This window comes from Longilinea arvoryzae (assembly GCF_001050235.1).
GTDB lineage: Bacteria > Chloroflexota > Anaerolineae > Anaerolineales > Anaerolineaceae > Longilinea > Longilinea arvoryzae.
Genome location: NZ_DF967972.1, coordinates 2,867,941 through 2,891,031 on the forward strand (window position 1 = coordinate 2,867,941; position 23,091 = coordinate 2,891,031).

Here is a 23,091-nt window from a genome sequence, read left to right on the forward strand (position 1 = left end):
ATGAAACCCGTTCGGGATATGCGGAAATTTGCATCCCAGACCCGAACCCGCCTGATCGCCGGCGGATTGGGGTTGGTTTTGATCGTCGGTTCGACCTTAATCTACATCATCTACGGTCCGAGCGCCGCTTTATTGGGCCTGTTATGCTTTCTGGCAGGGATCCTGCCCATTGGTCTGGTGATCGGTGTTTTGTGGCTGTTCGAATGGATTTCAAAACGTGGTTAAAAGACCTGACGCATATACGCTGATCGAAAACGGCTGGACCGTTCGCGTCCAGGCCCCGATTGAAATGCACAGCCAACGCGTGATCTTTTTGCTGCACGGCTGGACAGGGAATGAAACTGTCATGTCGATTTTTGGAAAACAGGTTGCAGCGGATTATTGGTTGATCTCTCCCCGCGGTCCGGTTCAGGCGCAGCCCAACGGCTTTGGCTGGCTGCCTGCCGGTTCGAGCGTCTGGGCCAGCTTTCGGGACTATTCCGAAGTGACCCACGAACTCGACGTGCAAGTGCAACACTGGTTGGACATTTTGAAGATTACATCCGAAAAGTTCGACTTGATGGGTTTCAGCCAGGGAGCTGCCGTGTCTTTATGCTACCTGCTCCAATACCCTGACCGAATTGGACGGGTCGCAAGCCTGGCCGGCTTTCTGCCCGAAGGAGCCAAAGAACTCCTTGTGCCGGACCGGTTATCCGGTAAGGCCGTTTTGATTGCCCATGGAACTGTCGACAAAGCGGTTCCTTTCCGCCGCGCTCAGGAAGCCGCCGCGATCCTTAGCGCAGCAGGCGCTGAAGTCGAATTTTGCCAGGATGAAGTCGGGCACAAGGTGGGTCCGACGGGTTACAAGAAGTTAAGGATCTTTTTTGCATAAAAAAAACCGGGGTAACCCCGGTTTTTGTCATTATCGGCTTTGGAGCATCGAAAATGCTCCGACCAATATTCCTGCGACCAGAATGATCGCAATCACCAATCCCATGGGCACTCCGGAGGCGATTTGATTGGGTGAAGTCTCGGCGTAGGTTGGGACCTCCAACGGCGCGGGCTGCGTAAACGTAGGCATCCGCGTTGGCTCGATGGTGACGATAAACTGGGCAGCCAGGGTCGGGTCGAAGGTAGCCGTCACGGCAGGTGTCACGGTCGCTGGGGGTTGGACAACCGGAGGTTGACCGCCGGTGATTTCGATGTATTGGGAGCTTACCCAACCTGTTCCACCCGGAACGCCCGGATATTCGATCAGGTAATATTCGCCTTTCGGAGAGACTCCCACCGCAGGGACGGATTGTCCGGGCAGCAAAACGCCAATTTTCTCATACAGCGCCCCCGGACCGGAACGCACATTCAAGAAAGGCTCACCCATATCGGATTTGACCGTCGCAGTCGGCCCCTTCGGCGTGCCGGTCACGGTCGGAATCGACCCGGTCGGAACTTGAAAATCGGGCAATGCGTAGACATTTTGCGGGATGAACATCAAAAACACCCCAAAGACCAACAAGAAGAGCGCAGCGATGCGCGTATATTTCTTTTTCATAAACCTCTCCAGAACCATAAATCCCAAACATCCCGATTATAACCTATGATTTATCGACGCCAGAGCCGGCGCATTCTGAACAAGGTATAATGAGTCCCAGCGAGACACCCAACAGGAGGCAGACTGTGCAAAACGCAATAACGGATGTGCCGGGAATTTTGGTAGGGCATGCCACCAACCTGAAAGCCATGACCGGTTGCACGGTCATTCTGGCAGAAGACGGCGCCATCAGCGGGGTGGACCAACGCGGCGGCGCGCCGGGAACGCGCGAAACGGATGCGTTACGGCCTATGCACCTGGTCGATAAGGCCCATGCGGTTTTGCTTGCCGGCGGATCGGCGTTTGGCCTGGATGCGGCGACCGGCGTGATGCGCTTTCTGGAAGAAAAAGGGGTTGGGTTCGATTCGGGTTTCGCGCGCGTTCCAATCGTTCCAGCCGCGGTTTTATATGATCTTGGGATCGGTCTGCCAGACGTCCGTCCGGATGCTGAAATGGGTTATATTGCCTGCCAGAACGCCAGCCAAGCGGCCCCCGCCGAGGGGAACGTCGGCGCAGGTACGGGCGCCACGGTTGGGAAAATCCTGGGTATGTCGCAGGCAATGAAGTCGGGATTAGGGACCGCCTCTATTGATCTGGGGGGAGGTTTGGTCGTGGGTACCATCGTTGCCGTCAATGCGCTGGGGGATATCGTCGATCCGGAAACCGGAAAGATACTGGCAGGGGCCCGGGCGATTTCGGTCGCCCCGAACGCGCGACCGCAGCTCGCGAACACGCTGGTGATCATGAAATCCTTGCTGGGCAAGACTGCACTCCGGATCTCGTCTGCGCACAATACGGTCATCGGCGTCGTAGCCACCAACGCCAGGCTTGACAAAGAAGAGACCAACAAGGTCGCTCAAATGGCCCACAACGGCCTGGCGCGATCCATTCGGCCGGCACATACCATGTATGATGGCGACACTGTATTTGCCTTGGCAACGGGCCGTAAACGAGCGGATGTCAATACCATCGGAGCGTATGCCGCCGAATGCATGGCTGCCGCGATCGTACGGGCAGCTCTCCAGGCTACCTCCGCAAATGGGCTGCCTGCCGCTCGTGATTTGAAATCTTGATTTCCAGTCGCCGGTCGTAGGATCTCATCATCATAAACGTTGAGTCGTTTTCATGCCTTAAGGTAGATGGCCTGAAACCAACCCATTGGTATAATGCTATTGGTTGAGTTTTTTGTTTTTTCTTTTTCATCCGTCATATCAAAAACCGACCTGAAAGGAATCCTTATGGTTCGAATCATTGCCGATACCACATCAAGTATTCCCACCGAGATGGCTTATCAACTCGGCATCGAATTTCTTCCCCAGATCATTGTCTTTGGGGATGAAAGCTACCGTGACGACACCGAAATCGACACGGCTACATTCCTGGCCAAGCTCAAGGCGTCGCCGACGCTTCCCAAGACAGCCGCGCCCCCGCCGGCTTTGTACACTCCGATCTACCAGAAAATCACGGATGCAGGCGACAGCGCCATTGTCATCTGCCCGTCCGCCGACGTCAGCGGAACCGTTCGCAGTGCCACGGTGGCCGCGCAGGATTTTCCGAACTCCGACATCCGCGTCATCGACACCCGCACCATTGCCACGGGCCTGGGATCGATCGTCATGCAGGCCGTAAAATGGGCCGCTGTGGGTCTCTCCACGGATGAAATCGTCGCAAAGATCCAGAATATGTGCGCTCACCAGCACACATATTTCATGGTCGATACCCTGGATTACCTTTATAAAGGCGGCCGGATTGGCGGCGCCGCAATGCTCTTCGGAAGTGTTCTTCAGGTCAAACCCATCCTGACACTCTCGGATGGCCACATCGAACCCCAGGAAAAACAGCGCACCAAACAGCGCGCCATGGCCCGGCTCAAAGAAATCATTCGGACCGAATGCCCAACCACGTCCGAATCCTACATCACCGTCATGTACGGTGATAATAAAGATGAGGCGGAAACATTCGCCAATGACCTCAAACAGGGCCTGGGTTTCAGGGATATTCCCCTCTATCTGCTTCCTTCGGCCATTCTGGTCCATGCAGGACCGAATGTATTCGGGATCAGCTTCTTCTCTGAAAATTGATAAAAAAATCGGGTGGAAATGAACTGAACCCAGAAAACAAGACAGGAAAAGAAAGCACCTCATGCGAGAATAGAAGCAGGAGGTGCTTTTACTATGTCTGGGGAAAAAGGGATGGTTCACTATCGCAAGGAAGTAAAGTTGCTGGCAGTGCAGATGTGTTTAGAACAAGGCAAAACAAACGCTGAAACCGCTCAGGAATTGGGACTGCCACGCGGAGAGCTGGTTGAGCAGTGGGTTCGGCGCTTTCGGCGGGAAGGCGAAGCTGGTTTCGATAAGCCGATTGGTCGGCCGCGGAAAACGCCGTTAACCCAACCAGCCTATATCGCCCACCTGGAGATGGAGAATGCGCTGCTAAAAAAATTTCATACCGAGTTGCGCACAGCTATGCTCGCGAGGCGCAATATCGGGTCATCGAACACTATCGAGGAATCTACCCTGTGAACGCGATGTGTAGTTTCTTCGGGATTTCGCGAGCAGCTTACTATGCCTGGCTTAAGCGCAAGGGTCAGCCAGATTTGGATGCTGAACGGAAACAACTGATCCTGGAAGCCTATGCTGCATCAAAAAGCACTTACGGATACCGGCGGATTGGGCTGTGGTTGAGCCAATATCGTTCAGTCATTATCAACCACAAGGCCATTTTGCGTTTGATGAACTGTCTGGGCATTCGCTCAGTGGCACGTCGCCACAAGATGTTCACCAAAATGAGCCAGTTGGAGATCTATCATCGCTACGAGAATATTCTCAACCGTGACTTTGCGGCCACTCGGCCAAACCAGAAATGGGTAACGGATATCACCTACATTGCCACACAGCAGGGCTGGGCTTATCTATCCACCATCAAGGATTTATACGGTGGCTTTATCGTTGCTCATGCCATGAGCCTCTCAAACTCGGTGGCATTGGTAACCAGGACCCTCAAGTTGGCTCAGGAGAAAGAAAAGGTCACTGATGGACTGATCCTCCACAGTGACCAAGGGCATCAATATACCTCACACGCATATCATGTCCTTACCCAACAGTATAGCATTACTCCTTCCATGTCGCGCAGAGGGAATTGTTGGGACAATGCGCCAATGGAAAACTTCTTCGGCCATCTCAAAGAAGAAGCTCTACGCAATATTTCTACTCCTACTTTCGAGGAGGCTAAGCAGATTGTTGACGAATACATCTACTTTTTCAACTATGAACGGATACAATTGAAAACAAGACAGACACCCTATCAACTCAGGTGTCTGTCCACTTAGCCTTGAGACCGCTTTCTTTTTCTGTCTACCCTATGGGGTGCAGTTCAAAATCCACCCGATTTTCTTTTCTCCTAAAATGCCATTTCCAAGATCCGCAGAAGCTCACTGGAAGACAATTCGATCGGATTGCCCTTCATACTGCTCGATACCGACGCCTTCTCGATGATAAGCTGAAAATCACGCGGTGAAATTCCGAAGGCGCGCAGTCGAGCAATATTCAATGCCTGCGTCAGGTCTTCCAACCATTGAATTCCATCTTCGATGCGCGCGGCCGGGTTTCCGGTCAGGAAACACGCGATATCCGCATACCGCGCCACGGCCGGATGATCGGGTTGGGTGCGCAGGAACGTCTCTGAGTTGACCCGCATCACCGGCGCCAATAGCGCTGCGCAAAGCGCGCCGTGGGGAGCGTCGTATAATCCACCCAGGGGGCCGGCGAAGCCGTGCACCGCCCCCAGGCCGGCATTGGCCAACGCCAGGCCGCCCAACAGGCTGGCCCAGGACATTCCCTCGCGCGCCGTCAGATCATCGCCATGTTCATAGGCGGCGCGTAAAGATCGGGCTGCCAGTTGCAGACCTTCTTTACAAAAAAGGTCGGTCATCGGATTGGCTTTCCGGGAAACGTACGGTTCGAGAACCTGAGTAAGCGCATCCAGGCCCGAATTGGCCGTTATCACCGGAGGCAGGGAGAGAGTCAATTGCGGATCGACCACGGCCACCTTCGGCAGCATCGCCGGGCTGCGCAGGCTGACTTTGACGCGCTTCTCCGGCACACTGATGACCGCGTTGCGCGAGACCTCGCTGCCGGTGCCGGCCGTCGTGGGAATGGCAATCACGGGTAGGACCGGCTTTATCAACGGAAGGCCTTGCCCGACGACCTCAAGATAATCCAGGATAGGACGGTCGTTCGCGACCAGCGCCGCAACGGCTTTGCCAGTATCGAGAACGCTGCCGCCACCGATGGCAATCACGACCTCGATCTGTTTCTCTCTCGCAGACTGCACGCCCCTTTCGATCGATGGGACATCCGGTTCACCGCTGGAGATGTAATCAACCACGTTTACACCGGCCGACTCCAGATCGCTGCGCAACGTTTCCACACCCGCGGCGTGTCTCCCATGGATCAATAAGGTCTGGCGGCCGTACGAAGCAACGATCCGAGCAACCTCATGGACTTTGCCGTTTCCAAACAGAATGCGATTTGCGGTGGCAAAATCGAAATTCATGCCTTGCCCCAACTGTCGTCATCCGGATACACATTTTCAAAAATCCTGCCAACGCGAGGCTCGGCCATCATTGGAGCAACGGCATCCCGCCAGCGAATGTAATGGGCGGTTTCGCGATGAGCCGCCTGGTCTTCTCTTTGACGGTACACTTCGACCAGAACGAAGCGGCAGGCATCTTCTTTTTGCTGAAGGGCATCGAATCGCATGACACCGGCTTCTTGAATACTGTTCCTGGCGTTGTCGAGTGTGGCTTTTTTGAATTCATCCAAAAATTCGGGTTTTACATGGATATCAACAAGAACGATGTGCATACCTCTCCTCCGATATCAGGGTTCGGTGTAGATTCTAGTCCAATTTCCGCGATTTTTCCGGCGGTTCGGGGTTTTCTGCGGGTACAATTTGATTACCATGACCGCGCCAACCATTGAAATTCTTTTTCAGGACGAACATATTCTGGCGATCAATAAGCCGTCCGGCGTACTCTCGATTCCGGATGGCGGGCAATCTCAGGCCGAGCACGTCCGAAATTTGCTCGAGCCGCGATTTGGCCGCCTGTGGACCGTGCATCGATTGGACCGCGAGACGAGCGGCGTGCTCTTGCTCGCGCGCGACCTTGCCGCCCACCATGCCCTGAACGATCAATTTGCTTCCCGGAATGTAAAGAAGGAATATCGCGCCATCGTATCCGGAACCCCCGATCTGGACACGTGGAGGATCGACCTCGCTTTACTAAAAAACGGCGACCGGAGTCACCGGACCATTATCGATCTCGAAGACGGAAAACCGGCCTCCACGACCGTAACGGTCCTTGAACGTTATCCGGGTGGGTATTCCCTGCTCAGCGTCAGACCTCACACTGGCTATACGCATCAAATCCGCGCCCACCTGGCGGCCTGTGGCTTGCCAATCCTTGGCGATCCACTCTATCAGGCCAAACCTCATGCGTCGATGCTTGATGAACTGCAAGTCGCTCCTGTCCGGCGCCCCGTTTTCGCCGACCGGCTTGGACTGCATGCCTTTACCATTCAATTTACCCATCCCGTCAGTCAGGTAGAGATGACACTCACGGCGCCGTATCCAGCCGATTTTTCTGCGGTCCTGTTGGAGGTCAAAACCGGGTAAACGAAAGAGGAGCTGGATTGACCCGGCTCCTCTTTTTTTTTACTTCAGATTCAACGGATTGCTCTACTCGAGCTCAGGAGCAGCTTTCTTGCTTCGGAGAATGGACCAGACCAATCCAGCCACCAGCACGAGGACGACAATCCAACCGCCCACGCCCAGGTGAGTGGCCTTGACAATGACCGGAGCGGCCAGCAAGCTCACCAGGTTCACCACCTTGATCATCGGGTTGAGCGCCGGCCCCGCGGTATCCTTCAACGGATCGCCAACGGTATCTCCGACGACACCGGCCTTATGGCGTTCGGAGCCCTTGCCGGTATTGGCGGACAAATCACGTGGCTCATCTTCGATGGATTTCTTGGCATTATCCCAGGCGCCGCCGGCATTTGCCATGAAGACTGCCAGCAGTTGGCCGCTGAGAATGACGCCCGCCAGGAAGCCACCCAACGCTTCGACCTGCAAGACCAATCCGACCAGCAACGGCATGCTAATCGCGATGATCGCCAGCGGGATGAGTTCCTTCTGCGCAGACCGGGTGGAGATGCTGACAACACGGGCATAATCCGGCTTGACAGTGCCTTCCATAATGCCCGGGATACGGAATTGCTTGCGGACTTCTTCCACAATTTGCCCGGCCGCACGAGTTACAGCCCGGATGGATAATGAACTAAACAGCCAGGGCAGCGCGCCACCCAACAACAGGCCAATGAAGACGCGCGTGTCGTTGATGCGAATGCCCGTAAAGGCCAGCCGTAATTGTTCGGAAACGCCCAGGCCTTCCTGAACGCGACCCACATCCGTGGTATACGAGGCGAACAGGCTGACGGCGGCGATGACAGCCGAGGCAATCGCAACACCCTTGGTAATAGCCTTGGTGGTGTTGCCCACGGCATCCAGGTCTGCCATAATCTGGCGGGCCTTCAAAGTCTCTTCATCCGTCTGGTCATGCCAGGCCATTTCGGCAATGCCATTCGCGTTGTCCGAAATCGGGCCGTAAGAGTCCATGGCAACGTTGTTGCCGGTGTGGCTGAGCATACCGATGCCAACCATGGCCACCGCATACAGCACATAGACAGCGCCATCTGCGGAGTACAGCAGCAGAGCGAACACGAAGGATATGGCGATGACGATCAGAGCCCAGACGGAGGATTCCATACCCACCGAAAGACCGGAGAGAATGGTTGTAGCTGCGCCTGTCTTGGTCGAGCGGACGATTTCCTTTACAGGTTCACGCTTGGTCGAGGTGAAGTAAGAGGTCAGCGGGTTGAACGCAACCGCCAGGCCGACGCCAATCGTGGTCAGCATACCCATGCGCCAATCATGAGCGTACAGGAAGGACAGCAGGAAAGCCCATAAAACGGTGTTGACGCTCGAGACTTCATACGAACGGAACATCGATTCTTCCGCGTCATGAGAGCGCAGGAACTTGATCGGGAACTTCTCCCAGATCGGTACGGTGAACGTTCCGATGATCGAGCTGATCACACCAATTGCGCGGATGATCAACGGATACACGATCCATTTGATGTCCTGCGTCATGGAATAAAGGGAAAGGCCCAGGATCAAGGCGGACACGATGGTGACTTCATAACTCTCGAAAATATCGGCGGCCATGCCGGCGCAGTCGCCCACGTTATCGCCGACCAGGTCAGCGACCACGGCTGCATTCCGGGGATCGTCTTCCGGGATATCTTTCTCGACCTTGCCTACCAGGTCTGCGCCGACATCAGCGGCCTTCGTGTAAATACCGCCGCCCACGCGCATGAAAAGCGCAATCAATGTACCGCCGAAACCAAAGCCCAGCAATGCATCCGGTGCTGCGCGGCCGAAGATAATAAAGATCACCGTGCCGCCCAACAACCCCAATCCATCGGTAAGCATACCGGTAATCGTACCGGCATAATAGGCGATGGAAAGGGATTCGTTGAAACTACGTCGTGATGCAGAGGCTGAACGTACGCTGGCCTGAATTGCCATGCGCATGCCCAACTGTCCAACGGTCATACTAAAAAAAGCGCCAACGACGAATGCGATGGCGCGGCCAAAAGCGATGACGTTGCGAGCTTTATCACCAAATTCGACCGTCGCCTCAGACGATGGCTCTGCAACATAAACGGATAGGAATAATGCCACTACCAATAACAAAATGGCGGGCAAAATGGTTTTCAACTGGCGGGAAAGATAACTATCCGCCCCCACACGAATTGCATTCCAAACATCCTGCATTGGTTTCGTACCGGTATCATGCTTTAATACTGTTCCACGCAATAACCATGCGTATAACAGGCTGATAAGGGCCGTTATCAATACACCTACAATTGCCCATTGTTCAAACGGCGTTGTTAAGCCGTGCCTCGAAAGGCCTAGAATATCCATGGTACCTCCATAAGAATTAATGGAACAAAGGGAATATGTTTATATGACAACTTCCGATCCATAGGAAATTGCATCCCAATCATTTTATCCTTTCAACCGCAAAAGTCAACGGTCTTTCATACATTAACATTTGATTAGAATATCGAAAACCAGTTGACTTTCAGGTTATGGCTGTTGTATATTGTTATGCGGCTATTTTTCAGCCTAGAATCTATTACAGGCCAAGTACTGATTACATTGAATAGATGTAATTTAATGACCTCTTATTGTTTGGAAGGATACAGTCAAAACTAAATACTGAACCGGCCAGGATTTTTACGACGGGATTCCGATCATCCCCCTGACGCGTGTCGTAGGTATTGAATTTTAACCCTAAACTGTGTATTCTGAATTGATCAAACATGTAAAGATAAACACAGGTATCTGTGATGCTGCAGAGAGGTTGCTTTTAGATCTATGGATGATCCTTTGATTAATGTGGTTGATGAAGAGGATGAAGAATTCCCAGCAATTGCCCGTCTGGTCGAATTAGGCCGTCAAAAGACCTTTGTGACCATCGACGACATTCTGCACTTCTTCCCAGATGCCGAACAGGACATCGAGCAATTGGAAGAGGCCTTTGCTGCTTTAATGAGTGCTGGCGTACCTTACGTGGAAGACGAGCCGACCCTGGAAGAACCCAGTGAAGATGAATTGGTGGGCGGCGAAGAAACGGAACGCCAGATTCAAATCGACGACCTCGAGAATATCGACACGGACGACACCATCGGCCTCTACCTCAAAGAGGTCAGCCGGGTTCCCCTGCTGACCGCCGAGGAGGAAGTGGAACTGGCCCAGCGCATCGAACGCGGTCGTATGGCCCGTGAAGAATTGGCGCGCGCGAACGTAAACGTTCGCCGTCGCACCGAACTGCGCCGTCTGATCGAAGATGGTTGGACCGCCCGCGAGCATCTCATCACCGCCAATTCCCGTCTGGTCATCAGCGTCGCCAAGAAGTACATGGGCCGCGGGGTGCCGTTCCTGGATCTGATTCAGGAAGGCAATATTGGCCTGATCCGCGCTACGAAGAAATTCGATTATCGGCGCGGGCACAAATTCAGCACGTATGCCACATGGTGGATTCGCCAGGCGGTGACGCGCGCCATTGCCGATCAGGGCCGCACCATCCGCGTTCCGGTGCATATGGGCGACCAGATCAACAAATTGCTGCGCGTCCAACACCAGCTGACCCAACGCCTGGGCCGCGAACCCTCCGTCGACGAATTGGCGTCTGCCCTGGAAGTGCCGCCCAAAAAGGTGGAAAACATGATCCAGGTGGCTCGCCGGCCGCTGTCACTGGAAACGCCAACCGATGACGAGGAGGACTCAGTTCTCGGTGACTTCATCGAGGATGTGGATACCGCGCCGCCGGATGAATCGGCCACCTACAATCTCCTGCGCGAACATCTCGAAGAGGTGCTCAACAGCCTGCCGCCGCGTGAAGTGCGCATTTTGCAGCTTCGCTACGGTCTTCTGGATGGGCAAGCTTATACATTGGAAGAGGTCGGTCGTAAGATGGGCGTCACCCGTGAGCGGGTCCGCCAGATCGAAGCCCAGGCCTTGAGCCGGCTGCGCCACCCCTCCATTCGCCGCAAATTACGCGATTATTTGGGCGAATAACCCACTTCTGACATCGAAAAACGCTGCATTTACCCGAATGCAGCGTTTTTTTGATCACGCTTTACAATTCTTACAACCGATCCGTTAGGCTTGCTAAATCAAATAAGTTGATGCATACTATTTACGGGAGGCTAGCCATGGCGAAAATTCCACTGCGTGCATACAATCGGGAGATCGAGAATCTGATCAACCGCGGACAAATCGATGAAGCGGTTGGCCATTGCAAACATATTCTCAGGTTCTTCCCGAAGCATATTGATACCTATCGGTTGTTGGGAAAAGCTTATCTCGAAGGCCAGCATTACAGTGAAGCATCGGACGTTCTGCAGAGAGTATTATCCTGCATTCCGGATGATTTTGTCTCACAAATCGGTATGAGCATCATTCGGGAGGATGAAGGCAACCTGGATGCCGCCATCTGGCATATGGAACGCGCCTTCGAAGTCCAACCCGCCAATACAGCGGTGCAGGGCGAATTACGGCGCCTATATGGCCGGCGAGATGGCATTGAGCCCCCCAAAGTTCGGTTGACTCGCGGCGCATTGGTCCGCATGTATGCACGTGGCGAGTTGTACCAACAGGCCATTGGAGAAATCCGGGCCGCGCTGGCTGAAGATCCCAAGCGAATTGATATCGAAGTCATTCTGGCGCAGATGTACTTCTTCTCCGCCATGAAAGTGGAAGCCACCGAAGTCTGCAGCCGCCTGATTACAAAACTCCCATTTTGCTTCGAGGCCAACCGGATTTTAGCGGAAATCCTCCCCGAGACCGCCCGCGCCGAGGATGCCAAGATTTACCAGCAACGCGTGGATGCCATGGAACCCTACATGGCTTACCTATCCAAAAATACACCCACACTGGCTGATGTTCCGGATAATGTGGTCACATTGGACCGCCTGGAATGGGAGGCTTCCGAAACCACAGCCCAGAAGCCGGAATGGGCTCGTACCGTTGGAATTGAATGGGAAGAACAGCAGGAATCCCTGCCGGAATGGATGGCTTCCGCGCCTGAAGCGTTAAGCGGTGAAATGCCGATCGCGGATGAGAGCGCGCACCCAAATATCGCCCAGTCCAATGCCGAACAGAGCCAGTCCGCTCAACAGGCATCGCAAACGCCGGAGGCCGGCGGCGAAGAAATCCCCGAATGGATGAAAGCGGCCGGCTGGGGAAAATCGACCGGCCCAGAAACGCCTCCATCGGAAAGCGCATTCCTGGAGGACGATTCGGCGGGCGAAGGTATCGCCAGCGGCAATATTCCGGATTGGCTGCAAGCCATGGCGCCTCAAGAATCCTCAGATGAAAGCGCGCAGCCTGAAGATCAGGCACGACTGGACCTGTTGGCCAACCTCCTCCCGCAAAACAACCCGCTCGGGGAAGATCAATCCCGGACCGGCGAGTTCGCTCAAGATATAGCCGGCGGTTCCGACCTGCCGAACTGGATGAAACCCGAAAACGCCGTTCCCGAGGCGCCGTCCTTCGAACCGGCTGCCGCCGAAACCCCGGACTGGATGAAATCCGAAAATACCGCTCCCGAAGCGCCGTCAATCGAACCGGCCGGCGACGAAACCCCGGACTGGATGAAGTCCATGGGAACACCTGCTTCCGAAGCAGCCAATGATGAAATGCCGGATTGGATGAAATCTTCTGGCATACCTGCTTCCGAAGCAGCCAAAGATGAAATGCCGGATTGGATGAAATCCTCCGAAACCCCTGCTTCCGAACCGGTTGAGGATGAGACCCCGGACTGGTTGAAAACAATTGCTTCATCCGCTGAAGCTGGCCAATCTGCCGAACAAGAGGGCGCCGAGATGCCGGATTGGCTGAAATCCGAAGAAGCGCCTGTCCAGACGGAAACTCCTCAAGACGAAACACCATTCACCCCGGCCGCGTCCGAAAATCCGGAATTGCAGCCCATTGCGTCCGAAGAACAACCGGTGCCTGAGATTCCGTCCCAGCCGGCCAGTGCGCCTGCTTCAGAAAACCCGGATGACGCTTTTGCCTGGCTCGAGGCTCTGGCAACCCGTCAGGGCGCCGCGGAAGAAACCCTCCTCACCAAACCCGAAGACCGCACAGAAACTCCACCCGACTGGCTACAACAGGCCAGCCAATCGGAACCGCCGGTCCCGGCAACGTCACAACCCGTCGATCGCCCGGCTGCCGAGGCTACCGAAACTGGCGCCGAAGAACTTGAAAATGAAGTTCCGGATTGGTTGAAGGAATTGGAGAGTGATTCCACCGCCGAGACGCCCGATTTCGGCAATCTATCGCCGGCCGATCAGGCCGCGCCGGAGCCCGTCGAAACACCGGCGGTCGAAACGCCGGAAACCTCGCTTCCAGTCGCTGAAACGGGCGGGAGCGAAGAAATTCCGGATTGGTTGAAAGCCGCGCCGGAGAGTGATGAAGAAGCTCTCGAGAGTGAAAACCCGGCCATTTCCCCGGAAACCGAACAACCTCAACCGGTCGAAAAGACCGAACCGCAAGAGCAGCCCGCGGCGGAAACCTCACTACCCGAAATGTCCGGGTTGGATTCCGATTCTGCTTTTGCCTGGTTGGAATCTCTGGCTGCCAAACAGGGCGCCGATGAAGAGACCCTGCTGGTAAAACCCGAAGAGCGCCTGGAGACACCCCCCGATTGGGTAAAGCAGCAAATGTCGGAACCTCAACCCGAATCGGCGGTTCCTCCCACCGCGCCCGAAGAAGTACCACCCACCCTGCCGGCCGAACCTGAACCGGCTACCCCGGAGCTGCCGGATTGGTTGGCATCCAAAGATGAAGAAGTCGAGACCGGCGCGGCTCCCCAGGAGAGCGTGCCTGCCTGGCTAAAAGAATCCACCGAAACCGCAGAAGAATCCAAGGCAGAAGAAGCACCTGCATCGGGTCTTCCGGATTGGTTAACAACGAACGAACCCCCGGTTGATGAAGCGGCCGCCCCGGTTGCTGAGAGTCCCCTCGAAACGCCGTCCGCCAGCGCAGAAATTCCAACTGCCGGCGCAGATGATGCGTTTGCCTGGTTGGAATCGTTGGCCGCAAAACAGGGCGCGGACGAAGAAACCCTGTTGCTCAAGCCGGAAGATCGCGTCGAGACGCCGCCGGAGTGGGTCACCGAGCAAGCTGCCGAATCTCAACCTGCCCCTGAGGCCGTCGAAGAACCCGAATTGATTCCGGAAAAGGCCCCGGTCCCGGAAGCCGAAGAACAATCCGCTTCGGAAGACATGCCGGATTGGCTGAAGGACCTGGAGATCAGCTCGGAAGAAACGAATGCCGCCATCGATCTCGCCTTCCAACAACCCCTCGATAAGGATGAAAACTCCTCTGTAAAGGCCGATGCTGAAAACGCGTGGATGCGGGAATTGCCCGAAACCAGTCTCCCGGAGCAAGAGACAACACAACCCGCCGAAGAATCCGCGGCTGAAATCACCCACCCGGTGCCAGTGGCGCCCGTCGCCGCGCACGTTCCCACGCCTGAACCCGCTCAGGAAGTCGCGATCGACGTCCAGACCGTGCTCAGTCGCGCCAGATCAGCCTTAAAGCGAGGAAAGACACAGGAAGCCGTCGTAGACTACCTGACTCTCATCCAAAACAACCAGGCGCTGGAGGAGACCCTACAGGACCTCAAGGAAGCGGTTTACCAGCACCCGGTGGATATTGACCTGTGGCAGACGATCGGTGATGTATATGCGCATTCCAGCCGTCTGCAGGATGCCCTGGACGCTTATACCAAGGCAGAAGAATTACTCAGATAATTTTTGGAGGAGATTTTGGAACGGACTTTTGTAATGGTAAAACCAGACGGCGTTCAACGTGGTCTGGCGGGTGAAGTAATTTTACGACTCGAACGCCGGGGGTTGAAATTGGTCGGCGCGAAATTCATGCAGGTCAGTCGTGAACTGGCTGAAACCCATTACGCGGTGCATAAAGGCAAGCCCTTCTATGAAGGCCTGGTCCGGTATATCACCTCGGCTCCGGTAATGGCGATGGTCTGGGAGGGTCCCAACGCCATTCAGGCCGTGCGGCAAACCATGGGCGCCACCCGCCCCACCGAGGCTGCACCCGGAACCGTGCGCCACGATTTTGCGCTCGAAGTGGGCCGCAATCTGACGCATGCATCCGACGGCCCTGAGACCGCCGTTGCAGAAATCGGACTCTGGTTCAAACCATCTGAACTGGTTTCATGGGACCGCGCCACAGACGATTGGATTATGGGTTCGAATTAACCGCGATACCCCCCTTGCTCCACGGTGATTGTACCGTGGAGCAAGGTTAACCTTCTTCCCTTCCATCATAACGCATGCATGATCTTTGTAACTTGACGCGTTCTTCTCAAACCGTAGAATGATTACGGAAATTGATACGGTTCGTCCCCTTTTCTCCATTCACCATCAACTTAACATCACCGCTTCTGCTCGTCCTCTTGGTTTTGGGTAACAAGCTCAAGAGGAACTTCAACCGTTCTGTCAAGTGCCTTGACGAAAGGAGGTTGATATTCCCCGATTCTTGCCAAAAACAGTCTTCGACCCAAACTGCTAGATTAATATTCCATGGAGGAATCCCAAATGCAGAAGAGAAATTTATTTCGCTTGATGATGGTGTTAACAGTCTTTGCACTTCTGGTATCCGCCTGCCAATCACAGACTGGCGCGCCGGCTGCCACGGAGAAACCCAAAGAAGTTGTCATTGGTGTATACGAACCCATGACCGGCGCCCAGGCGGCTGGCGGTCAACTGACCATGCAGGGCGTCAACCTGGCCTACGAAACCCATAAGGAAGTCCTGGGTACCCCGATTCGCCTGGTTTTGGTGGATAATCGCAGCGACAAAGCCGAATCGGCCACTGCCATGACCCGCCTGATCGAACAGGAAAAAGCCATTGCCGTCATCGGCAGTTACGGCAGTTCCAATTCGATGGCCGGCGGTGAAGTATCCGAAAAAGCTGGCATCCCGGTAATGGGCTGCTCGCCGACCAACCCGCTGGTCACCGCTGGCAAGAAATTCTATTTCCGCGCCTGTTTCATCGATCCGTTCCAGGGCGGCGTAATGGCCAAATATGCTGTCGAAACCCTCAAAGCCACCAAAGTCGCCATCATTCAGGATGTCGCCCAGGACTATTCGGTCGGCCTGGCTTCCTTCTTCAAGCAATCCTGGAAGGAACTTACGGGCAGCGAGGATGGTATTGTGGCTGAAGCATCATACCAGAGCGGCGATCAGGATTTCACCGCCCAACTCGGCGCTGTTTTGGCTGCAAAACCGGACACGATCTATGCTCCCGGATATTTTGGGGATGCCGCTTTGTTGGTCAAGCAGGCCCGCGAACTGGGCTTCACCGGCCCGATCATGGGCTCGGATGCCTGGGAAGCGCCTGAATTGCTCTCCATCGCCGGCGATGCCGCCAACGGCGTTCTGATCAGCACGCACTACCATCCGGATGCGGACCTCAGCCCGGCTTCCAAGCCTTTCGTCGATGAATTCAAGAAGAAATACAACGAGAACCCCAGCGCCTTCGCAGCGCTTGGTTATGACGCCTACATGCTGGTTTACAGCGCCATCGAAAGGGCGGGTTCATTCGATCCCACTGCCATTCGCGATGCCATCGCCTCCACCAAGGATTACCCGGGTGTGACGGGCACCATTTCGATCAATGAGACCGGTGATGCGGTCAAGGATGCAGTCATCCTGACCGTCGAAAACGGCGCTTTCAAGTATCTGTCCACCGTCAAGCCATAAACTACTGGTATTTCAGGGGGGCACTCAGATTCGAGTGCCCCCTAATTTCCTGTACTGTTTCATGAGGTTGAGTTCGCAAGGTCCGCTGTTATTGTGGAGCAAACCCTATGACCTTTGAATTGTTCCTACAACACCTGGCCAATGGCATCTCTTTGGGCAGCCTGTACGCCCTGATCGCCATCGGCTATACCATGGTTTATGGGATCCTGCGGTTGATCAATTTCGCCCACGGCGATGTCGTCATGCTGGGGGCGTATGCTGCGTTCTATGGGGCAGCGCTGTTAGTTCTTCCCTGGTATATTGCTTTTCCCCTGGCAATCCTCATCACAGCCGGTATTGGTGTGGTCATCGAACGGGTTGCCTATAAACCACTGCGAGAATATCCGCGCATCAACCTTTTCACGGCTGCGGTCGCGGTTTCGTTCCTTATCGAAAATCTCGGTATCGTTATCTTCGGCGGCCGGCCTTTCGCCTTCACCCGCCCAGGTTTCATGGACGTCAATTTGAGCGTCGGAAAAACAAGCATCATCAGCTACACGCCCTTCATCGTCATCACAGCCGGGGTTCTTTTTGCCGTCCTGCTCTATCTGGTGAATAAGACCAAGGCTGGCATGGCCATGCGGGCGCTTTCCAAGGATATCGAAACGACCGGTCTGGTTGGCGTGAACACCGATCGCATCATCATGTATACCTTCGCTCTTGGCTCGGCTCTGGCGGCAGCCGGCGGCATCCTCTGGGCCATCAAATTTCCCCAAATCAATCCGTTGATGGGTGTGATGCCAGGCTTGAAAGCCTTCATCGCCGCAGTCCTGGGCGGCATCGGAAATATCCCCGGCGCCATGATCGGCGGTTTTGTGCTCGGTATTTCCGAGATTTTGATCGTAGCATTTCTCCCCAATCTATCGGGGTACCGGGATGCCTTTGCTTTTGCCATTCTCATCCTGCTTCTCCTGTTCCGGCCCAACGGCATCATGGGAGAAGTACAGGCGGAAAAGGTGTAAGCCATGAAAATCAAGCGAAACACCCTCCTTACCCTTGCAGCCATCGTCGTTTTTTACGGACTGCTGGCAATTGCACAAAACTTCTTGAACACTTACCTGTTGAGAATCCTCAATTTGTGCGCCGTATACACCATTTTCGCGGTGACCTTCAATCTCATCTTTGGCTATACCGGTCAATTCTCATTGGGACATGCCGGTTTTGCAGCCATCGGCGCTTACGTGGGGGCATTACTCACCCTCTCACCGGTTCAGAAACAGGCCAATTTCTTTTTGCAACCGATCGTGCCCTTCCTGGCGAATTTGCAGGTGCCTTATCTGCCGACGTTGATCATCGCCGGCTTTCTGGCGGCGTTGATCGGCAGCCTGATTGCCTGGCCGGCCCTGCGCCTGCGCGGCGACTACCTGGCCATCGCCACCCTGGGTTTCAGCGAGATCATCCGGATATTCCTGGTCAACCTGCAACCGTTGACCAACGGCGCCATGGGGTTGAAAGGTATTCCCGACTATACGAATTTATACTGGAGTTGGGGCGCTGCCATTGTCGCCATATTTGTCATTAAACGTCTGATCGACAGCAGTTACGGGCGCGCCATGAAAGCCATCCGGGATGACGAAGTGGCGGCCGAAGCGTTGGGCGTCGATCTCTTCAAACATAAGATCATGGCTTTCGCCGTTTCAGCCTTCTTCATCGGGGTCGCCGGCGCTTTGTTCGCAAACCTGATCAGCACCATCGATCCGAAAGTCTTCCTGTTCACCCTCACCTACCAGATCGTCGGGATTACGGTGATGGGTGGGATGGGCAGTCTGACCGGCAGCGCAGTGGCCGCCTGCCTGTACACCATCTTTCTCGAACTCCTGCGCCCAATCGAATCCCAGTTCAATATCGGGGCTCTGGTCATTCCGGGCATTCCCGGTATGCGCATGGTCATTTTTTCATTGCTGCTGTTGTTTGTCATCCTCTTCTACCGGAAAGGTCTTTTCGGTCAGAATGAATTCAGTTGGGACTGGCTGATCGACTTCCTGAGTGGGAAAACCCGAAAACTCAAGGCCAGTCAGGCAACCCTACCCAAAAACGGGACGGAACAGGAGAAAAAATCATGAGCATTCTTTCCCTCAACTCCGTCGTCAAACGTTTTGGCGGCCTGACCGCGGTCAACAAATTTTCGGCTGAGCTGCAACCTGGCGAACTCTGCGCGTTGATTGGCCCGAATGGTTCCGGCAAGACGACCATCTTCAACATCATCACCGGGGTCTATGCGCCCACAAATGGCAAAGTCTTCTTCGATGACCGGGATATCTCAGGGAAGAAACCCAATGAGATTGCCAATTTGGGCATCTCGCGGACATTCCAGAATATTCGCCTGTTCAAGGGGCTGAACGTTCTCGAAAATGTCATGGTCGGTCATCACCTGCGTTTGAAATCCGATCCCATCTCCGCCATCCTGCAATTGCCGGGATACATGGCGGAGGACCGGAAGATGCATACAGAAGCCTACGAGCTGCTCGAATCGGTCAATCTCTCGCATCTGGCCGATAAACAGGCCACGGCGTTACCCTACGGCCAGCAGCGCAAGCTCGAGATTGCCCGCGCCCTGGCCACCCATCCCAAATTGCTGCTGTTGGATGAACCGGCGGCCGGGATGAACCCCCAGGAAGCCGAAGAATTGATGGAATTCATCCTGCATATCCTCAAGACATTCGACCTCACAATTTTCCTGATCGAACACCAAATGCGAGTGGTCATGGGAATTTGCCCACGCATCATCGTCATCGATCACGGCGAGCAGATTGCAGAAGGCGCCCCGGAACTCATCCAGAATAATCCACGCGTCATCGAGGCGTATTTGGGAGTCACCGAAAATGCTTGAGATCAAAAACCTTCATGTTTACTACGGTGGTATTCACGCCTTGCATGGGATTTCACTGAGGGTGCCGGATGGGAAAATCGTGACCCTGTTGGGCGCCAACGGCGCGGGTAAAAGTTCTACCCTGCGAACAATTGCCGGTCTGGTAAAAGCCAATGAAGGCAGCATTACCTTCGATGGGCAGAACCTGCTGGGTTTGAAATCCTTTGAGGTTTTGCGCCGGGGTATCGCCCTGGTGCCGGAAGGCCGGCGAGTCTTCGTAAACCTGACCGTCCGCGAAAACCTGATATTGGGCGCATATACCCGCAACGACAAAACTGAAATTCGGCGCTCGACCGAGGAAATCTTCGCAGTTTTTCCCCGGTTGGAAGAACGCATCAACCAACCCGCGGGCACGCTATCCGGCGGAGAGCAACAGATGCTGGCGCTCGGTCGCGCGCTCATGTCTCAACCCAAGCTCTTGATGATCGATGAACCCTCGCTCGGGTTGGCGCCGGTGCTCTCACAGGGTGTTCTTAAGAAGCTCAAAGAGATCAACCAGAACAAGGGTCAAACCATCCTGTTGATCGAGCAGAATGCCCGGGCAGCCATGTCCATTGCCGACTACGCGTACATCCTCGAAACCGGCAAGATCGTACTGGAAGGTGAGGCCGAGGTTCTCTCCAAAGACGACCAGGTCCGTAAATCGTATCTGGGTGTTCATTAACCGGCAGCGAATGGTCGAACAACCCTTCAAAGAAAAGAGTCCCAAACTCAGGCCCAGACGGCAGCTCATCAGGTTGCTGATAACCCTGGCAACGCTTGGAATATTGATCTGGCTGGCCGTCATGGTCAAAACGGGCCTGGATTTCGCATCCGCCAACGCGCAAGCACAGGACGATCGCCCCGAGATCGATTTCACCGTCAAGGATCTATCCGGTGCGAGTGTAACCTTGAGTTCGCTGCACGGAAAAGTCGTGCTGGTGAATTTCTGGGCGACCTGGTGTTCTCCCTGCAAGGAAGAAATGCCGCTTCTTCAGGCTTATTATGACGCCCATAAAGCAGAGGATTTCACGCTTGTAGCGGTAAACGTCAGCGACGATGTCGAAGACGCCCAGGCTTTCATTGCCCAGAACGGCTATACATTCCCGGTGTGGTCGGATCCCCCCGGTAATGTGCTCATCGACTTGAACATGAACGGTCTGCCGGCCAGTCTGGTGATCGACGCTCAGGGGAAACTTGTAAAACGCTGGATCGGGCCGCTGGCTCAGGAAGACCTGGATGATGTCATTACTCCGCTGTTTGAAAAGGGGAAATAAACTGTCTATTTTTCCCCTTAAAAATCATTCGAATTCCTTGACGCCGCCCAATGCATATGATAAACTATTGGTCGTTCGGGGGCGTGGTGTAGCGGCTAACATGCGGCCCTGTCAAGGCCGAGATCGCGGGTCCGAATCCCGTCGCTCCCGCTCGAACGAGACCTTCACTCCGGTGAGGGTCATTTTTATCTCGAGATCGGGGTCCCCGCAAGGGGGATTTTATCCCCACAAGGGGGATTTCATCCGAACCCTTTACTCCCGCTCGAACGAGACCTTCACTCCGGTGAGGGTCGTTTTTATCCCGAAATCGATCGAGCCATCCTCTTCAAAACAGAGAATATCCTGACTATACGAAGTATTGCAGTATAATCACGCCTGAATCAGGGATAATTTTTCCTGGAAAATGCTATAAAGAATGTGGCACTAGATGCGAGAGCAAACCCAAAATCGAGGAAGTCGCATGGTATATGATCTTGTCGTAAAAGATGGAACCATCGTATCCAGCATAGGAATTTCACGCGCGGATATTGGTATTCAGGATGGGAAGATAGCACAGATCGCCCCGGCGCTGAATGGGCGGGAAGAACGATCCGCCGAGCATATGCTGGTCCTGCCCGGTGGCGTGGACCCGCATGTCCACATCCAGATGCCAACCGCGATGATGACTACCTGCGACACCTGGGCGGGCGCCACCCGGGCAGCGGCCCTGGGCGGCACCACCACCGTTGTCGACTTCGTCGAACCCAACTACCCGGGCCAACCGCTGATGCAGGCCTTCGAAGAGCGCCGCGCTCTGGCTCAAGGCCAGTCAGCGATCGATTATGCTTTTCACATGACGCTATGTTCTAGCGCCCCGGAAACGCTACGCCAGGTTCCGGAAGTCCTTGAAGCGGGCATGCCCTCCTTCAAGGTTTACACAACTTACACGGGCTTCCATCTCGCCGATGAGGAATTGTTGGCGGTTCTGCGTTGCGTCGCTGCGGCTGGCGGCCTCACAATCGTCCATGCCGAATCGGACGCGATCATTCAGGATGCCGTCGCCAGGCTGCTGGCTGAAGGGCAACAGTCGGTGGCGGATTTTCCGCTCAGCCGGCCGGAAATCGCCGAAAAGGAGGCCATCCAGCGCGTTCTGACCCTGGCCGATTACGCCAACGCGCCGGTCTACATCGTGCATGTCTCGACCCGCTCAGGCGCTGAAGCCATCACCAACGCCCGGAAAAAGGGCCAGCCCGCCTGGGGAGAAACCTGCCCACAGTATCTCTTATTGGATGAGTCCAGGATCATGACCGGGCAATTCGAAGGCGCCAAATTCGTCTGCTGCCCGCCGCTGCGTACCCCGGACGACCAGGCTGCTCTCTGGTCTGCCTTGCAGGCCGGCGACTTGCAAACGGTCGGGACCGACCACTGCGCATTCAATTTTATCGGTCAGAAGCAGCTCGGAAAAGAATCGTTCCTGAATATTCCCTCCGGCCTGCCTGGCATCGAACTTCGCATGACGCTGCTGTATACCTATGGCGTAAAAAACGGTTATCTATCGCTTACCGATTGGATAAATCGCTGCTGTACGACTCCGGCGCGTTTATTCGGTCTTTATCCTCATAAAGGTGATATCCAACCCGGTTTCGACGCCGATTTAGTCATTTTCGACCCGGATTGGAGGGGAATGGCAACACAATCCGCTTTGCACGAAAATGTGGATTACACGCCCTATGAAGGCTTTGAATTGAGCGGCAGGGTAAAATCGACTCTTTTACGCGGCCGGTTTTTGGTAAGCGATGGAGAATGGACGGGCGCCCCTCCGGCGGGTAAATTCATCTGTGGGAATCCCTGATTTCCATTCGGCAATTCGTCATTGTGAGTGCCGTAAGATTCTATTTTTAACTTCAATTAATCTTAATCCATGTATACTTAGGCCGCGAATACATCTCATCG

Annotated in this window: 21 protein-coding genes and 1 tRNA gene; 18 read left to right on the top strand and 4 right to left on the bottom strand. The window is 54.7% G+C overall.

The window, feature by feature from the left end; all coding sequences use genetic code 11:
* Both LARV_RS12715 and LARV_RS12720 read left to right on the top strand, forming a co-directional pair.
* The gene (locus LARV_RS12715; protein ID WP_075073989.1) at nt 1-225 is read left to right on the top strand and encodes a hypothetical protein; all 225 of its coding nucleotides are present in this window, start codon (nt 1-3) and stop codon (nt 223-225) included.
* The gene (locus LARV_RS12720) at nt 218-871 is read left to right on the top strand and encodes an alpha/beta hydrolase (protein WP_075073990.1); all 654 of its coding nucleotides are present in this window, start codon (nt 218-220) and stop codon (nt 869-871) included. Before LARV_RS12715 ends, LARV_RS12720 begins: the two co-directional genes overlap by 8 nt.
* 30 nt (nt 872-901) lie before the next feature.
* Here LARV_RS12720 and LARV_RS12725 read toward each other — a convergent pair whose 3' ends face one another.
* Nucleotides 902-1,528 (bottom strand): SH3 domain-containing protein, encoded by a 627-nt coding sequence (locus LARV_RS12725; protein ID WP_075073991.1) that lies wholly within the window; start codon nt 1,526-1,528, stop codon nt 902-904.
* Nucleotides 1,529-1,653: 125 nt separating this feature from the next.
* On the opposite strand from LARV_RS12725, the gene LARV_RS12730 reads away from it, so the two are divergent.
* From LARV_RS12730 to LARV_RS12745, 4 genes are all read left to right on the top strand, one after another.
* Nucleotides 1,654-2,640: a P1 family peptidase gene (locus LARV_RS12730; protein WP_236709972.1), complete on the top strand. Its 987-nt coding sequence runs from the start codon at nt 1,654-1,656 to the stop codon at nt 2,638-2,640.
* Nucleotides 2,641-2,805: 165 nt separating this feature from the next.
* Nucleotides 2,806-3,648 carry a DegV family protein gene (locus tag LARV_RS12735; RefSeq protein WP_172797867.1) on the top strand — a complete coding sequence of 281 codons (843 nt, stop codon included), beginning with the start codon at nt 2,806-2,808 and terminating at the stop codon, nt 3,646-3,648.
* A 93-nt stretch (nt 3,649-3,741) separates the two neighbouring features.
* Nucleotides 3,742-4,089, top strand: a complete 348-nt coding sequence (locus tag LARV_RS12740) for a helix-turn-helix domain-containing protein (RefSeq protein ID WP_075073994.1) — start codon at nt 3,742-3,744, stop codon at nt 4,087-4,089.
* Entirely contained in the window at nt 4,086-4,895 is an 810-nt protein-coding gene (locus LARV_RS12745) for an IS3 family transposase (RefSeq protein WP_236709973.1), read from the top strand. Before LARV_RS12740 ends, LARV_RS12745 begins: the two co-directional genes overlap by 4 nt.
* Before the next feature lie 71 nt (nt 4,896-4,966).
* Here LARV_RS12745 and LARV_RS12750 read toward each other — a convergent pair whose 3' ends face one another.
* Both LARV_RS12750 and LARV_RS12755 read right to left on the bottom strand, forming a co-directional pair.
* A complete protein-coding gene (locus LARV_RS12750; RefSeq protein ID WP_075073995.1) occupies nt 4,967-6,121 on the bottom strand; it encodes an iron-containing alcohol dehydrogenase in 1,155 nt (384 codons plus the stop codon).
* Nucleotides 6,118-6,432, bottom strand: a complete 315-nt coding sequence (locus LARV_RS12755) for an antibiotic biosynthesis monooxygenase (RefSeq protein ID WP_075073996.1) — start codon at nt 6,430-6,432, stop codon at nt 6,118-6,120. Before LARV_RS12755 ends, LARV_RS12750 begins: the two co-directional genes overlap by 4 nt.
* A 97-nt stretch (nt 6,433-6,529) precedes the next feature.
* Here LARV_RS12755 and LARV_RS12760 point away from each other — a divergent pair, with 97 nt between their 5' ends.
* Nucleotides 6,530-7,243: an RluA family pseudouridine synthase gene (locus LARV_RS12760; protein WP_075073997.1), complete on the top strand. Its 714-nt coding sequence runs from the start codon at nt 6,530-6,532 to the stop codon at nt 7,241-7,243.
* Between the two features lie 63 nt (nt 7,244-7,306).
* Here LARV_RS12760 and LARV_RS12765 read toward each other — a convergent pair whose 3' ends face one another.
* Nucleotides 7,307-9,616, bottom strand: a complete 2,310-nt coding sequence (locus LARV_RS12765; RefSeq protein ID WP_075073998.1) for a sodium-translocating pyrophosphatase — start codon at nt 9,614-9,616, stop codon at nt 7,307-7,309.
* A 456-nt stretch (nt 9,617-10,072) separates the two neighbouring features.
* Here LARV_RS12765 and LARV_RS12770 point away from each other — a divergent pair, with 456 nt between their 5' ends.
* The 11 genes from LARV_RS12770 (at nt 10,073) to hydA (ending at nt 22,990) form a co-directional block, all read left to right on the top strand.
* Nucleotides 10,073-11,275, top strand: coding sequence for a sigma-70 family RNA polymerase sigma factor (locus LARV_RS12770; protein WP_083522544.1), 1,203 nt, complete (start codon nt 10,073-10,075; stop codon nt 11,273-11,275).
* A gap of 137 nt (nt 11,276-11,412) precedes the next feature.
* Nucleotides 11,413-15,018 carry a tetratricopeptide repeat protein gene (locus LARV_RS12775; RefSeq protein ID WP_075073999.1) on the top strand — a complete coding sequence of 1,202 codons (3,606 nt, stop codon included), beginning with the start codon at nt 11,413-11,415 and terminating at the stop codon, nt 15,016-15,018.
* Between the two features lie 15 nt (nt 15,019-15,033).
* Nucleotides 15,034-15,489, top strand: a complete 456-nt coding sequence (ndk, locus tag LARV_RS12780) for a nucleoside-diphosphate kinase (RefSeq protein WP_075074000.1) — start codon at nt 15,034-15,036, stop codon at nt 15,487-15,489.
* 339 nt (nt 15,490-15,828) lie between these two features.
* On the top strand, nt 15,829-16,995 hold the full coding sequence (locus LARV_RS12785; protein WP_075074001.1) for an ABC transporter substrate-binding protein: 1,167 nt from the start codon (nt 15,829-15,831) through the stop codon (nt 16,993-16,995).
* A gap of 107 nt (nt 16,996-17,102) precedes the next feature.
* On the top strand, nt 17,103-17,996 hold the full coding sequence (locus tag LARV_RS12790; protein WP_075074002.1) for a branched-chain amino acid ABC transporter permease: 894 nt from the start codon (nt 17,103-17,105) through the stop codon (nt 17,994-17,996).
* Between the two features lie 3 nt (nt 17,997-17,999).
* A complete protein-coding gene (locus LARV_RS12795; RefSeq protein WP_075074003.1) occupies nt 18,000-19,097 on the top strand; it encodes a branched-chain amino acid ABC transporter permease in 1,098 nt (365 codons plus the stop codon).
* Nucleotides 19,094-19,864 (top strand): ABC transporter ATP-binding protein, encoded by a 771-nt coding sequence (locus LARV_RS12800; protein WP_075074004.1) that lies wholly within the window; start codon nt 19,094-19,096, stop codon nt 19,862-19,864. Before LARV_RS12795 ends, LARV_RS12800 begins: the two co-directional genes overlap by 4 nt.
* Nucleotides 19,857-20,567, top strand: a complete 711-nt coding sequence (locus LARV_RS12805; RefSeq protein ID WP_075074005.1) for an ABC transporter ATP-binding protein — start codon at nt 19,857-19,859, stop codon at nt 20,565-20,567. Before LARV_RS12800 ends, LARV_RS12805 begins: the two co-directional genes overlap by 8 nt.
* A 73-nt stretch (nt 20,568-20,640) precedes the next feature.
* Nucleotides 20,641-21,159 carry a TlpA family protein disulfide reductase gene (locus tag LARV_RS12810; protein ID WP_236709974.1) on the top strand — a complete coding sequence of 173 codons (519 nt, stop codon included), beginning with the start codon at nt 20,641-20,643 and terminating at the stop codon, nt 21,157-21,159.
* 77 nt (nt 21,160-21,236) lie between these two features.
* Nucleotides 21,237-21,309: transfer RNA gene (locus LARV_RS12815), tRNA-Asp, on the top strand.
* A gap of 277 nt (nt 21,310-21,586) precedes the next feature.
* Nucleotides 21,587-22,990, top strand: a complete 1,404-nt coding sequence (gene hydA, locus LARV_RS12820; protein ID WP_075074007.1) for a dihydropyrimidinase — start codon at nt 21,587-21,589, stop codon at nt 22,988-22,990.
* The last annotated feature ends 101 nt before the right edge of the window (nt 22,991-23,091 follow it).

Coding starts and splice junctions, on each gene's coding strand:
- LARV_RS12715 (WP_075073989.1), top strand. CDS start 1: ATGAAACCCGTTCGGGATATGCGGAAATTTGCATCCCAGACCCGAACC.
- LARV_RS12725 (WP_075073991.1), bottom strand. CDS start 1,528: ATGAAAAAGAAATATACGCGCATCGCTGCGCTCTTCTTGTTGGTCTTT.
- LARV_RS12735 (WP_172797867.1), top strand. CDS start 2,806: ATGGTTCGAATCATTGCCGATACCACATCAAGTATTCCCACCGAGATG.
- LARV_RS12740 (WP_075073994.1), top strand. CDS start 3,742: ATGTCTGGGGAAAAAGGGATGGTTCACTATCGCAAGGAAGTAAAGTTG.
- LARV_RS12750 (WP_075073995.1), bottom strand. CDS start 6,121: ATGAATTTCGATTTTGCCACCGCAAATCGCATTCTGTTTGGAAACGGC.
- LARV_RS12755 (WP_075073996.1), bottom strand. CDS start 6,432: ATGCACATCGTTCTTGTTGATATCCATGTAAAACCCGAATTTTTGGAT.
- LARV_RS12760 (WP_075073997.1), top strand. CDS start 6,530: ATGACCGCGCCAACCATTGAAATTCTTTTTCAGGACGAACATATTCTG.
- LARV_RS12765 (WP_075073998.1), bottom strand. CDS start 9,616: ATGGATATTCTAGGCCTTTCGAGGCACGGCTTAACAACGCCGTTTGAA.
- LARV_RS12770 (WP_083522544.1), top strand. CDS start 10,073: ATGGATGATCCTTTGATTAATGTGGTTGATGAAGAGGATGAAGAATTC.
- LARV_RS12775 (WP_075073999.1), top strand. CDS start 11,413: ATGGCGAAAATTCCACTGCGTGCATACAATCGGGAGATCGAGAATCTG.
- LARV_RS12785 (WP_075074001.1), top strand. CDS start 15,829: ATGCAGAAGAGAAATTTATTTCGCTTGATGATGGTGTTAACAGTCTTT.
- LARV_RS12790 (WP_075074002.1), top strand. CDS start 17,103: ATGACCTTTGAATTGTTCCTACAACACCTGGCCAATGGCATCTCTTTG.
- LARV_RS12795 (WP_075074003.1), top strand. CDS start 18,000: ATGAAAATCAAGCGAAACACCCTCCTTACCCTTGCAGCCATCGTCGTT.
- LARV_RS12800 (WP_075074004.1), top strand. CDS start 19,094: ATGAGCATTCTTTCCCTCAACTCCGTCGTCAAACGTTTTGGCGGCCTG.
- LARV_RS12805 (WP_075074005.1), top strand. CDS start 19,857: ATGCTTGAGATCAAAAACCTTCATGTTTACTACGGTGGTATTCACGCC.
- hydA (WP_075074007.1), top strand. CDS start 21,587: ATGCGAGAGCAAACCCAAAATCGAGGAAGTCGCATGGTATATGATCTT.